A 13,812-nucleotide genomic window follows, 5' to 3' on the forward strand; every position below is an offset into this window, starting at 1 on the left:
CTCGGCGTCTTCGGTCATCGGAGTCGAATTCATTCGAGCGTCGAACATCAAGGCGCATAGCACATTTCGCGGAGTGGATGACTAGGTGTACCCGGTTGTCGCCTGTAACTGTCGCGGCACTTTCCGTTCATGTGCGAGCAACAGGGGAGTTGCTATCGGGTGTCATCGTCGGATGCGTACGAGCTGATGTGGGTGCGGGCGACCGCACATACGCGGAGGGAACGCGGTGGCGGAGAAAATCCAGTACGACTCGGATCTGTTCTTCAAGGCAGCTAAGAAGACCGGCGACGCACGCGACCGAATCAACACGGTGCTGCACACCCTGCAGGCGTCGCTCAACGCGCGCGGAAACCCCTGGGGCAACGACACACTCGGCCGCAACTTCGCGAAGGGGCCGGACGGCACTGGCGGCTACACCTCCTCGCGAGACAACATGATCACCGGCGCGCAGAACATCGCCGGCTCCCTCGACAACTTCTCCACCGGGCAGACCAAGAGCGCCGAGCTGCTCGAAAAGATGGAACACGGCAACCGCGACGGCTTCTCCTGACCGACCGCCTGCGGCCCGGTCACCCTCGCGAGCCGCTGATATCGGAATAGTCGAACATGATCGAACTGCCGGGCTTCCTCGAGTGGCTCGAGCCGATTGTCGGCATGGAGTGGCCCGAGGGCAACGAGGACCAGATGTGGGCCCTCGCCCAGGACTGGCACACCGCCGCCGCCGATCTGCGCAGCATCCTCGGCGATATCGACGCCGCGAAGAGTGCCTCGCTGACCGCCTATCCCGCCGGCGAGGGCGTCGAGGAGATGATCAAGGGCTTCGACAGCATGCGTTCCGGCGACGGTTCGGATAAGGACCAGTCGCTGACCAAGCTGGCCGAGCTCTTCGACCAGATCGGCGAATCCGCCAACGGTGTCGGCACCGAGATCGAGTACGCCAAGCTGATGTACTGGTCCTCGCTCGGCATGCTGGCGGGCGAACTCGCCGCGGCGTGGTTGTTTCCGCCGACCGCGCCCGCGGTCGAGGCGGCCGCGATCGGGCTCACCCGGCTGGCCGTGCGCATCATCGGTGAGCGGGTCGTCTCCGCGATCATCCGGCACGCGGGCAAGCTCGTCGCGTCGAAGCTGGCGAAGTTCCTGCTGCGGCACGTGGCGATCGATACGGTGCTCGGCACGCTGCAGGAGCTCGGCGTGCAGCAGTGGCAGGTCGAGCACGGCCACCGCAAAGCGATCAACTGGGACCAGGTCGCGGTCACCGCGGTGAGCTCGGCCGCGGGCGGCGCCGCGGCGGGCCCATTCGGCGACTGGCTCGGCCACCGGCTGAGCTCGGAGATGAAGCCGTGGATGCGAGCCGCGATCACCGGCCCCGCCGCCGGGCTACTGGGTGCCGGTGCGGGCTTCGTCGCCGCGACGGGCACGCAATTCGGGATCGACGCCGCACGCAACGGCTGGGGCGACGCGTGGAACAACCTGAAGAACACCCAGGTGGATTGGCGGATGTTCACCGCTGGTGCGTCGAACGGTGCGATGTCGGGCCTGAACAAGGTTGGCGCGCAGCATGCTTGGGGCAACATGCGGCCGAGCCTGTTCAACAGGCCCGGATTCGGGGCTCGCTTCGACGACATTTTCAATGGCTCCGGCGGTGACGGGGCGAATTCGAGTGACGGTACCCGCGTCGGGCTGCGGCCGGATGGCGCCGGAGTGCCCGCCGGGGCGGGGGATGGCAGTGGCCGGGGCACTACCGGAGATGGCGGTGCGACCAGGCCCGCCGGAGCTGGGGACGCCGAGGGCAACGGTCGCGCTGGAGGAGATAGCAACGCTCGGCAGCATGGCGCGGACGCAGCCGACGGCCGGAATTCGAGGGATGGCACAGGTTCTGGCGATAGTCGTGTTTCGGGGGATGGCCGGACCTCCAGCGAGACCAATGGATCTGGCGATGGTCGGGTTGCCGGTGACGGCCGGAATTCAGGTGATACCAACGGATCCGGCGATACCCGTGGATCGGGTGACGGCGCGGATAGGACTTCGGGCGACGCCGGAAGCCGATCGGGCGACGCGGCGACCACCGGGCGGGACGGAGATTCGACGCCGTCTCATTCCGGCGACCATCCGACTAGAACCGGCGACGGCAGTACCCGACCAGTCGACGGTGCCGTCCCGAGTGCTGACCATGTTGCAGCGCACGGCGATCCGGGGGACTCCACAACCCAGCGAGCAGGCATGGCGCCGGATGCGGTGCACGGCAACGGTTCCGACGGCCGGATCGACGCCACGCCGACTGGCCACGATCCGGTTTCGGTGCACAACGGCGATGCCGGAATCGGCCCCAACGCGGCTATCCACCCAACACCTGCCACCAACCCAGGCGCTGCTCCCGCCCATCCAACATCGGCCAGCCCGGCGCCAGGTAGCGAAAGTCGCAGCAACCCAGCATCATCCGGCCCACCTCGCCCTGCCTCCGGTGATGCGCGCGCGCATACCGGTTCGGACGCGCCGCGGGTCGAGCAACCGCGGGCCGGAACTCCAGAGGGCCGACCGACGGGCGAGGGCCCCCCGCCCGCCGATCGTCCTCGCGCGAGCGACGGCCGCGGCGACGGTACCGCGCCGCGGACCAGGCCAGAGCCGAACCGCAGCGCCGTAGCCGACACATCGCCGCACGGCACCGACCGTCAGTCCACCCTGCAGTCGGGCTCGACCGGTGAGCCTGCTGCACGCGCACGGGGCGAGGCGGACGCTTTGGCGGCACCCACTGATGGTCAGCAGACTCGACATGAGGGCGACGGTCCGTCGCCGCTCGACGCAGCAGGCCTGCTTCCGCTGGCCCCGGTAACCGGCGCGGACGCGGCGCCACGCGCGGATCGGACCGCGCACCCGGATCCCCTCGCAGGCGCCGATGAGGATCACACCGCAGGGCGACAGGACCCGTCCGGCACCGAACAGCCGCGAGACTGCGCGATTCGCAGTCTCGAACTGATCCGTCAGGTCACCGGCAGCGACGTGATCGACGTGCCGACCAGAGAAATCGGCCCGGATGGCGTGTCCCAGGGGGAAATCGAGCAGGCCGCCAAAGCACCGCTGCGAGATGTCGAGAACCACAACGAGATTCGCGACGCACTGATGTACGAGACCCGCCCGGACGGCAGCTTCGTGCTTGACCCCGACGGCAACAGAATCGAGCGCCCCGACGGCGTGGCCGCGCTGGTCGTCGACGTGTATGGCAGGACCGACGAGCACAATGTCGGCGCGCACGCCTATGTGCTGCTCAAGGAGAACGGCGCGATCGTGGTGCGCGATCCGACCGCGGGCCTGCGCCACGACTTCCCGCCGATCCTGCCCGGCTCCGACTATCCGGTTCAGGTCACCCGCACAATCCTGTTCGACGAGAACGGAGTCCCGCACCAGCACGGGGACGCCGGGGTGCCACCGAGGGAATCGGCATTGCGCAATGTCGATGTCGGACAGCGGCCGCCCGGCGATCCTGCCGAGCCTGCGTCGGGTTCGGACGGCGGCGGAAAGAAACCACCCACCGAACTAGCGCCACCTGCCTCCGCTGACGACCCTGGCGACGGGTCGAACTCGAACCGCGACAACGACTCCGGCATGCCAAAGGTTCTGGAACCGGATGAGGTGGTGCTGCCCGACGACACCCATCCGCTCACCCTCGACGTCGACGGCGAGCAGGTGCCGCTGGCCCTGCATCCGGACGGCGAGGATCGTTGGCGTGCGGTGCCCGCCGACGATGGGGAACCACCTGCGCGGCAAGAGGGTTCGAACGAGGTCGAGCAGAGGTCGCCGGTTCGCCGTGCGTGGGAACGCATTCGAGACCGGATCTACGTTCGCGGCTACGAGGGGGATAACCCCAAGTACCCGTCGGGTTCGGGCGAGGACGGCCGCGGGCAGACGGCGCTGCGCGATGGGGTGGCCAACGCGCCTCATCTGTTCGATCCGGCGCCCGCCCCCACGCCACACGTGCCGCAATCGCCGGACGTCCCGCACGTCGGGCCCGCCCCGGATTCGGCGGACAAGGCGCCCAACGTCGCTCGCATCCTCAAAGAGGGCGCGACGATCTGGAAGAACCGCGAACACCTCCCGATCCTTGGCCAGTTGTCGGGACGGACTCCGGATGTCGCGGGCGATTTCGTGGCTCCGCGCACCGCGGACGGCGAGGAGTACCGCTTCTGGGTCAGCGACGCGGATCCGGATCTGGTTCGGCAGACCATCACCGATCTCTTCGAGGTCGAGCAGATTTCGGCGGAGGAGGCCAGGGCTGTCCTGGAAGACGCACTCTCCGTGTCCGATCCGGAGCAGCGGCAGCGGATCGTCGATGACATGGAGCGGTTGGGGCTGGTCTCCGAGGACGAGGCGAGGGTGCTCGAACAGGAGCCCCCCGAGCACCCGGAGCCGAGACCTGAGCCGAATGGCCCACCGCCCGAGCACGAGTCGCTGGCCGAACTGGCCGACCGGCTCGGCTTTGACCTGCCCGACGAGGATCCGGCATCGGTGCGCCGGGTCATCGACGAGCAGGAGTACCGCGCGCTGCGCGAGGCCGCGGCGATCGAAGGCCTCGCCGACGCGCACCGGCGATTCAACGAGGAGCAAACCCGCCCATACACCAAAGAGGATGTGGCAGGCCAGGATTCCCGGCCCGCCCTCGATGACGGCGAGCAGCGGAATCGGCCGCCCGGTGAACTCGAAGGGCCCGACGCGCGCAGGCGCGACGAGGACGACGAATTCTTCCTCGAGGAGGACGAATTCGATGACGACGATTACGGCCGTCCTGCCCGGCGCGGCGAGCCCGACCCGGCCGGGGTGCCGATCCCGTACTCCGATGAGGTCAGCTTCTTCGACGAAAACCCGATGGGCCGCTTCCTGAAAGAGATCAACGCGGCCTTCGAGGGTGCGCCGGGTGTGCAGCAGTACACGCCGGTCGGCAACGGCGCGGACCCACTGAAGGAGTGGGGTGATATCGGGCCGGACGACAACGAACTCGGCCGCGACCAGGGACCGCGCGCATACTTCGAGCACGCGCTGCGCCGGGACCAGCTGCGTGACGAATTGTCCACCTGGGCACAGATGTTCGGGCTGGACATCGACACGGTGACCACGCAGCGGATCGATGAGCTGCGGGCCGCGAACCAGGCGCGGGCCGACCGGGTCGCCGAATTCGCCGATGCCGCCGAGATTCGGTTGCATCCAGAATCCGACGATCAGCCGCCGATCGGTGAACCGTTCGGCGACCAGGTGATCCGGATCCCGGTCGGCGAGGATGTGCCCGATCGGCTCGTGGTCATCGATGGGCCGCAGGACCGCGCCGCCGCGCTGGCCCGCGCGCTCGCCGACAACCCGGATCTCGCGCATGCGGTGAGCCGAGGCGACGTCGAGGTCGATTACCACAAGGCGCGCACGGATCGGAACGGTCATATCCATCTCGAACCGGTCGAGACGCCCGACGTCTATCACCATCGAGAGACCATCGATGGCCGCGAACTCGCGGTAACGCTGTTGCGCGACAGCGACGGTCAATGGCGGCCGGTCGTGCTCGACAACGCCGACGCGCCGCACGCCGACCCGTCCGCGGCGGACGTTCCGGGAGCACCGCCGCGGCCGCGTGCCGAAGTCCTCGCGGACCTGGTCGATCTGGCGCAGACCCTCGGGCTGCAGCCGGAGGCGCTGCATCCGGACCGGTTGGCCCAGACCATCGCGGATATGAAGCTGGACAACGCCGTTCGGGCCGGCCAGATCGAGGCGCTCGCCGACTTCTCCCGCTCGATGAACGATATCGAGTCGTTCAACGACATCGGTGACGCGCGTAGCCAACTGGCCACCCGCCTCGGCATTCCCGAGGCGGAGTTGACGCCGCAGCGCCTAGCCGACGCACTCACCGACGACTCGTTCCGAAACGCGTTGCGCGCACAGCAGGTTGGTGACCTCGTCGCGTACGCCAAGCAACTGCGCGATCTCGATCCCGCCGCCTTCGCCGCCGCGCGCGACCAACTGGCGCAGCGACTCGGCGTCGAACCAGCAGAGCTGTTCCCGCCGAAGTATCACAAGAACGACGCGGGCAGGCTCGTGCACGGGCTCGACTCGAACAGCCTGGACCCGAAGAAGTTACGCAAGCTGTTCGCGCGGCTGGAGCGCGGCGGCGAGCATGACCTGCTGAAAAGCGCGCTCACCGAGTACACGGACGCGCTGATCACAATGGATCCGTATTCCGATGTGCCGCGCGGTGATCTGTCCGCCGACCCGCGGGTGACCGCCGAGCCGCCGATCCACGATCCCGAGGCGATCCACGCGCTGCGCGAGATCATCGGCGACGCACTACGTTCCGGAGACGCGCTCGACTTCGGGCAGACCCTCGCGGACCACCCCGGGCGCCCCGACGGCGACGGCACCTGGGATCGCGACAGCGACGCCGAGACCGGCCGACCCGACCCCAACCGGGACTGGGCCAGGCTCGTCGGTGTCGATCTGGCCGGAGCCGACGACGCGACCTTCCGCAAGGTGTACGAGGCGTACCGCGACGGCAAGATCGAAAAACACGAGGGCCTGAGCCCCAAGGAACTGGCCGCGGAAATCGCGAAGATGCGTGACGAGGTTCGACAGCGCGCGGCCCAGATCCGCGACCTGGCCGACCTGGCCGAGCAGTTCTATCGTGCGCCGGAGCAGCTGCCCGCGAGCGACCCGCCCGGACATCCTGGCGACGGACATCCTGCACCCAAGCTGGATGGGCCCGACGAGGACGGCCCCGCCGCTACGCCAACCCCCATCGACCCGGCACCGCGCGGACCCGGATCGGACGGTGCCGCCGAGCACCCGGCCATCGAAGCCAACGGCCACCAGCCTGCGGAATCTACCGGCTCGCACGACCGGGACAATACGGATAACACTGTGCGGCAGCCAGAGTCGGACCGCGTGGGTGACCCGACGAAGCCGCCGGAACCCAAAACCGAGGATCCGCAATCCACTGAACCGCAAGCCCGCGAAGATCTGTCGGATGCGGATACACAGCCGGACCCGAGCTCGCGGATCGATCGGGCGTTGGCACGTGAGCTGGCCGCGCTCGATGAGGCCTATCAGCGCCATGCGGACGAGGCCGATGCCGAGTTGCAGCGCGTACTCGATCATCTGGAGCAGGTCGGTCGTGATCTGACCGGGCCCCTCGTTGGGCACGATGCTGTGCCGGATTCGGTGGCTCCGCCTTCGCGGATCGATGAGGCGTTGGCGCGTGAGCTGGCGAAGGTGGATGAGGCCTACCGGCGTCATTCCGAGTCGGCCGATGCCTCACTGCGCCGGGCGCTCGATCATCTCGAGCAGATTCGCGACGATCTCGCGGCGCAGGGTGAACACCAGCGACTGATGGCGGATCTCGACGAGGCGCATCGCGAGATGACCGCCAAGTTCGACGAACTCGACCGCCGCGACTCCGACGGACCGGACGAAGAACCGCCCACCACCATCGAGCCCCCGCAAGATCCACCGTCGCGGCCGCCAGGGTCTGCGAACCAGGACTCGTCGTCGCGTCGGCCAGAGGCCGCAGATGGGTCGACACCGAGGTCGGAGAACGGTGCGGGTGGCTCGCGGACGAGTCGCGGAAATGGTGGTGAACCGCCGGAACCTGGTACAGGTCAGCGTGATTCACAGCTACCACAGTTGCCTGGCCGGGCACTGAGGTCGCACATTCCGCATCCGCCGCGGGATTACGAGTTCGAATTCCCGAAGCCAGTGGACATCACGCCAAAACCATGGCCGGTACCGGACCCGCAACCTCCGACGGTCCCGCCGGAGCCCCCGAAGGTTCCTCCGCAGCCGCAGCCGCAGCCGCAGCCGCAGCCGCAGCCGCAGCCGCAGCCGCAGCCGCAGCCGCAGCCGCAGCCGCAGCCGCAGCCGCAGCCGCAGCCGCCGCGCCCTCCGGTGCCTCCGCAGGTCCCGGAGCCGCCGACGCCGCCAATTCCGCCGACACCCCCGGTGCCGCCGCGTCCGCCGGTGCCACCATTGCCCCCGCCCTTCCCTCCGAATCCGCCCGTACCACCACAGTTCCCGGAACCACCTCAGCTGCCTGTGCCACCGCAGCTACCGGAACCACCGAATTCGCCCGTGCCACCGGAGCTTCCGGCGCCACCGAATTGGCCTGTGCCACCGGAGCTTCCGGTGCCACCGAACTTGCCGGTGCCACCACCATTTCCATCGACACCACCGCATTCGCCGATCCCGTCTCCGGGCGGACCTGTACCACCCGGGCTACCCGGACCGCCGAATCCGCCACCAGGCGGGTCGATTCCGTCGGGCGATCCGTCGGGGTCATCGATGCCCCCATGGACTCCCATGCCTCCGCCACCCATGGGCGGCGGCCCACAGGCCCGCGGCAATGATGCCCGCAACGGCGGCAACGGCCACAACCGGCGCTCTTACACCCGCGAAACCGGCAGTGACACAACGATTGTCGTCCGCCCATACGTCGGCTACGGCGTATTCGCCGAGTTCGACCCGATCACCGGCGCACTGCGAGCAACGCCCGCAGACCCGAGTCAACTCCGCGGCGTCTACGGCGAACTCGGTGCTGCCCCGGTGGTGCTCTACCGGCACAACGGCAGGCTGGGGTTGCGCGCAGGCGGCCGCGATATCGATCTCGATGGCCCGGTCTCGGTCGACTGGTATCCCTACGATCGGCGCAACACCAGATTCGTGGTCAGTGTCGCGGGCGTCCCCGCCTTCGATGTCATCTACCGGTCCATGCCCACCGAGATGGATCTCGGCCTGCTGGTGCGTGACGTCCTCATCGACCCGTCCCGCCGCGCCACCATCTTCGCCTGACCGGCAGCCGACATGCGAAGGTCCTGTGCCACAGAACAGCAGGTAGTCGACACTTTTGTGCACTGTGCCAGGTAGCTGCGGCCGGTATTGCCAGGGCCGGGTGCGGTTGGGTTCAATCTGTAGATGATCAATGGTGATCCGGTGTCCCTGGCCAGTCGCGGCGTGATTTTCGCGTTGCATTCCACCCTGCGGCCACTCGGCGCCCGGTTGCCCGCCAACCGTGTCGGAGTCGCCGGTGCTCGGCTCGGCTTGGCCGTCGCCTGCCGGATCTGGTTCGATCGCGCGCTGCCGACTACGCCGGTCGATGTGGCCGGGCCGCGCGGCCGGGCCATGGGGGAGTGGGTCGGCGCGGTGCCGCGACCGGGACGATCACTCATCTATTACCTGCACGGCAGCGGCTACGTCGGTTGCAGCCCGGCCACCCATCGAGGCCTGGTGTCCGAGCTGGCGCGGCGACTAGATCGTTCCGCGTTCACGCTGCGCTACCGGCGCGCCCCCGAGCACCGATTCCCCGCGGCACACGACGACGTCCTGAACGGCTATCTCTGGCTGCTCGAACAGGGTCACGCCGCGCAAGACATTGTGCTCATGGGCGATTCGGCGGGTGGCCACATGGCTCTCGGCCTGTCCGTGCAGTTGCGCGAGCTCGGCCTGCCGCAACCCAAGGCGCTGGTCGGCTTCTCGGCACTGGTCGATTCGACCTGGACGCTGGCCGACGCCCGCCGCGCCGAGGTGGACGAGGCATTCATGTCCTTCGGCCTGGCCACCCGGATGACCGGCCTCTACACCGGCACAACCCATTTCGACGACCCACGCCTGAACGTGGCCGCCCATGTCGGCCCCGACCTGCCGCCGATGCTGCTGCAGGCAGGCGGCAGCGAAATGCTCAGCGCCGACGCCGAACACTACGCTGCCGCGCAACGCGCAGCGGGCGGCCGCTGCGAAGTACAGCTGTGGCCAGGCATGTTCCACGTTTTCCAGGTGGGCCACCGGTTCCTGCCCGAGGCCCGCGCCGCCCTCGACAGCGTCGAGCGGTTCGTCGCCGAGATCGAGCGTGTGGAGATCGCGCGAGGACCGCTGTCGGCGTAGGCGCGGTGCGGCCGGCATCGGTTCGGTAGCGCTGGCCATTGTTGTGCGGGTAACCAGGTTGTGGCACAGTCGATCGCCAAGAAACGATGCGGATCGTCAGCGAGTACTAGGGTGATTCCATGACCGAATGGCGTGCACTGTCCGACGACGAAATCGTCGAGCTGGCCCGTCGGCTGCGCTCAGTGAACTGGCCTTGCCCGCTGGACGACATCCCGGAGTTGGCCGCGTCGTTCGGCTGGGAAGTGAAGTCGTCGCGGCCCGAGTGGGTCAGGCTCGATTCCGGGTTCGGCCGGGCCAGCGGTTTGGTCGAGGCCGAGGGCGGCAAGGCTGTCGAGCTCACGCTGCAAGTCACTGATTTCGCGGACAAGGATCAGGCGGGGCGGACTCAGACGCGCGACACATTCGTCAGGATGACCAACGCGCTGATCGGCGGACTCGGTGAACCGACGGCCCGCATTCCTGGCGAATCCGCTGAGGTTCGTTGGGCGGGTGGGGAAGCGACCATCGTCCTTTCGGACCTGGACATCACGGTGCAGTTGGCGCTGGTGACCAACGCGCGGCTCGCCGCCCAGGATCGAACCATCGACCTGCAGGAACAGGGCCTGATTTGACCGGGTGGGAGCAGTTCACCGAAGGGTTGGCCCGACACCTCGCGGAGCTGCCCTCGGGCGCGGTAGTGAAGATCATCGAGTCAGATGAGTCGGCCGATGTCGCGCGGTATGCGCAGTTCCTCCAGACCGATAGCAAGCTGATCGCCGAAGTCGTCGGCGACGGATGGCTCGCCCCGGAGCTGGGCGCCGGTACGGCTGGGAGCCGCCTGCTTGCCGACGCGGGCTGGCACCAGCCCGATGAAGACCACAGCGGAAATTGGTGGCTCGACTCGACCTGGCCGATCGACTCGGCGAGCTACCGCCGAATCGCATCGATGGTGGTGACCGGACTGCGCGACGCCTTCCGGATCTCCGATCTGTCGACGCTCTACTACGAGGCATGGAACGGCAACGCTGGTAACCGCAAGCTGGATCTGCCGCTGCTCGGCCTGCCGTCGCCGGGCTGACGAGGGCCCTTCTTCAGCAGCGCTTTCCGCGCCGTCGCGCCGCCCTGACGTTCGCCACTCGTCGTGTTGCGGGCTGTGCCAGGATGGGACGCGGGCGGCTACCTCTTCGGACGGCCCCCGTTTCGGTGCGCAGATTGAGGAGATTTCCGCGACGTGACCAGTCCAGACGACCAGGCTCCGGACCCGAGGCCGCGCGACGAGTCGGCCAAGGACCACGAGCGACCTGGCGGCGAAACGACCGCCGCACAAATAGCTTTCATGAAGCGATTCCTGGTTTCGACCGATGAGCAAGCCGGCGTCGACGAGCCGGTTGACCGCGAGCCCGGCAGCGTCGAGGACCAAGGACCCGACGTCGGCTTCACCCTCGCAGGCGCGCTGGCCGCCCCGCCTCCGGTCGAAGATCCGGCCGAGCGCGCGACGGCGATCAGTCATCAGATCGTCAGAGAGCTGGCCTCCGACGGCCCGGCGGGCTGGCAGCGGTTGGAGGCGGTCTTCGCGGTGACCGTCGCGGCCGAGGTGGCGCTTGCCGTTTTCACCGACGACGAGGACCGCATGGCGCGGGCGTATCCGACGGAGGAGGTGCTGGCGTTGGTCCGTCAGCATCGGCACGTGTCGGCGCAGCTCAGCGACGGACCGTGGTGGCGCTACATCATGACGCTGACCAGCAGCGGTCAGGTCGAAGTCGATTACGACTACGGCGATGAGCCGTTCCCGGACGAACAACTCTTCGCACCGGAGATCTATCGCGCCGACCTCGAGATGTACCCGCGGCGGCGGCTGCCGGTGTGGCTGGCGGCTTACATCGGCCACGCCGATCGGCAATCGCGGACGCCGCAGGAGGCAGCGGTCCAGGCGCGGGCCGATCGGGACGCGGGCAGGCGCGGAGTACTTGCGGCCGACGACTTCCCGGCGTTGCCGCTGCTTGCGGCCCGCTGGGCGGTGATCGCCGCGGGGTTCGTCGCGGCCGGATCGCCGCTGGGACCGCGCGTGCTACCGGCCTTGAGCTGGTTCGAAGGTTCGAAGCGCAGTGGCTCCACGTTGTACGTGGTGCCGGGCGGCCGGGCGGTGCTGTCCGGCGGGGTATGGAACGCACCGGAATTGGACGCGGTCTACAACCGCGATGTGCCGATGCCCGATTTCTACGTGGGCGCGCCGGAGTGGGTGGCCAATCCGGTGCTGAATTCGCGTGCGGCCAGTGGCCTGCTGTCGTTCTGCTACTGGTGGGAGGGCGGCAACTGGTATCGCGGTAACTCGCCGATCGCCGACGAACTCAGCGACGCGGTGCCCGGCATGTGGTCGCCGGATTCCGTGGTCGACATCGTGTCCGGCCTGATCGCGGAATCGCCGAGCCCGCGCCAGCGGCAATCCGTCGCGAATCTGGTGTCCGCCGCGGAGATCGGCGTGGTCACCCGGTCCACCCTCGTCGACGTCTTCGGCGAAGACGGCTCCTTCGATATCGACGGCGCCCTCTATCAGCTCACCATGGCCGGCGTGACGATGACGGTGCCGGAGCCGATGCCGCAGGAGGACGCGATCGCCAGGGTGCGCCAGTTCATCCTGGACAGCGGTATGGACACCTCCCGATATCCGGTGGACGGCCTGCGCGCGGATCGGATCAGCATCGGGTGGATGGTCTACGTGCCGACCGCGCCCGGCGAGATCGCGATCGGCCGGGCGCTGTTCTACATCGCCGACGATGGCGTGCTCGAACAGTCGTCGTCCTCGGTGGCGCCGTCGCTCTACATCGCCGAGTTCGAGCAGCGATTCCAGCGGCGACACGGCCAGGTAGACGCCTGATCGTGGGGGGTAAAGGGACCCCGGTGCCCCTAGGACTGGGGTGCTCGGTTGGAGTGGTCCACCACTACCCTTGGTGTTACGGTTTATTGACTGACAGCGGAGATCGGGTGAACTGATCATGAACTCCGCCAATGACTTCAGGATCGAGCCGGGGGTTGGCTTCCCTCGCACTGCGGGAAAGGGTGCATTGTGGCGGACGAGACATTCGAGTTCCACCCGGACGATTTCCGTGCTGCCGCGGGTAAGACCGCCCATGTCGGCGACCGGATCACTGACGTGGTAAACAACCTGACCTCGACGCTTTCCGGTCGCGGTGCCCCATGGGGCGACGACAAGATGGGTAAACAGTTCGCGGACGGCCCCGGCGGCGGCGACGGCTACCACTCTTCGAAGAAGAACCTCGTCGACGGCACCACGAGTATGGCAGGCTCCTTCAATGATGTGGCCGCCAACCAGCGCACGGTTGCCGACAAGTTGCAACACGACCTCGACAAGCGCAATGGCGAAAGCTTCGAAAATTGAGTAAGGGCCGGTAGCCGTGGCACACGATTTTTCTCGGGGAGACGTCGCCGACCTGATGGAAGAGGTGCAATCGCAGCTCCATTCCATCGCGCGGTTGCAGCAACAACGCGTTGCGCTGGTTGGCAAGGCGACTGTGCGCGGCGGCCGGGTGACGGTTGTGGTCAATGCGGATGGTGCCGTCATCGAGACCAAGTTCGGCCGCGGCATCGAGGATTTGGAATACGCGGAATTGGCGCGTGCCGTGACCCAGGCGGCGCAAGAGGCCATCGCGGACGTGCGCCGCCAATCGCAGGAGCTGCTCGCGCCTTTCCAGGAGGAGCGGGCACGCTTGCCGAAACTGTCGGATCTGGTAGAAGGCATGCCGGACCTGAGCGGTCAGATGCCCGCGCAGACGTACGCGCCGATGAGCAAACCCGATTCGTTGGAGCGGGCTATTACTGCCGGAACCGACAGCGCCGCCATGACATTCGACAATGTCGAGTCACTCGACAATGTGAAGTCCCGGGAGCGTGGGGTCACCGATTCCGGTTGGTGAT

At 67.7% G+C, this 13,812-nt stretch carries 8 protein-coding genes; all 8 read left to right on the forward strand.

From position 1 onward, the window contains the following. The first annotated feature begins 226 nt into the window (after window positions 1–226). The 8 genes from ACIA8C_RS32175 to ACIA8C_RS32210 all read left to right on the forward strand — a co-directional run bounded on the left by ACIA8C_RS32175 (window position 227) and on the right by ACIA8C_RS32210 (window position 13,811). Window positions 227–550, forward strand: coding sequence for a hypothetical protein (locus tag ACIA8C_RS32175; protein ID WP_397141188.1), 324 nt, complete (start codon window positions 227–229; stop codon window positions 548–550). A gap of 56 nt (window positions 551–606) precedes the next feature. Beyond that, window positions 607–8,811, forward strand: a complete 8,205-nt coding sequence (locus tag ACIA8C_RS32180; RefSeq protein ID WP_397141190.1) for a hypothetical protein — start codon at window positions 607–609, stop codon at window positions 8,809–8,811. Window positions 8,812–8,934: 123 nt separating this feature from the next. Further along, complete coding sequence (locus ACIA8C_RS32185; protein ID WP_397141192.1) at window positions 8,935–9,900, forward strand: alpha/beta hydrolase; 966 nt, start codon at window positions 8,935–8,937, stop codon at window positions 9,898–9,900. Window positions 9,901–10,019: 119 nt separating this feature from the next. Further along, a complete protein-coding gene (locus ACIA8C_RS32190; protein ID WP_397141194.1) occupies window positions 10,020–10,511 on the forward strand; it encodes a DUF6301 family protein in 492 nt (163 codons plus the stop codon). After that, window positions 10,508–10,957, forward strand: a complete 450-nt coding sequence (locus tag ACIA8C_RS32195) for a TY-Chap domain-containing protein (protein ID WP_397141196.1) — start codon at window positions 10,508–10,510, stop codon at window positions 10,955–10,957. Before ACIA8C_RS32190 ends, ACIA8C_RS32195 begins: the two co-directional genes overlap by 4 nt. Window positions 10,958–11,110: 153 nt before the next feature. After that, window positions 11,111–12,754 carry a hypothetical protein gene (locus tag ACIA8C_RS32200; RefSeq protein WP_397141198.1) on the forward strand — a complete coding sequence of 548 codons (1,644 nt, stop codon included), beginning with the start codon at window positions 11,111–11,113 and terminating at the stop codon, window positions 12,752–12,754. 189 nt (window positions 12,755–12,943) lie between these two features. Continuing rightward, a complete protein-coding gene (locus ACIA8C_RS32205) occupies window positions 12,944–13,276 on the forward strand; it encodes a hypothetical protein (protein WP_397141200.1) in 333 nt (110 codons plus the stop codon). 16 nt (window positions 13,277–13,292) lie between these two features. After that, entirely contained in the window at window positions 13,293–13,811 is a 519-nt protein-coding gene (locus ACIA8C_RS32210; RefSeq protein ID WP_397141202.1) for a YbaB/EbfC family nucleoid-associated protein, read from the forward strand. Window position 13,812: the final 1 nt, after the last annotated feature.

This window comes from Nocardia sp. NPDC051321, assembly GCF_044455225.1.
In the GTDB taxonomy this organism is placed as follows: Bacteria; Actinomycetota; Actinomycetes; order Mycobacteriales; family Mycobacteriaceae; genus Nocardia.

Coding starts and splice junctions, on each gene's coding strand:
- ACIA8C_RS32190 (WP_397141194.1), top strand. CDS start 10,020: ATGACCGAATGGCGTGCACTGTCCGACGACGAAATCGTCGAGCTGGCC.
- ACIA8C_RS32185 (WP_397141192.1), top strand. CDS start 8,935: ATGATCAATGGTGATCCGGTGTCCCTGGCCAGTCGCGGCGTGATTTTC.
- ACIA8C_RS32180 (WP_397141190.1), top strand. CDS start 607: ATGATCGAACTGCCGGGCTTCCTCGAGTGGCTCGAGCCGATTGTCGGC.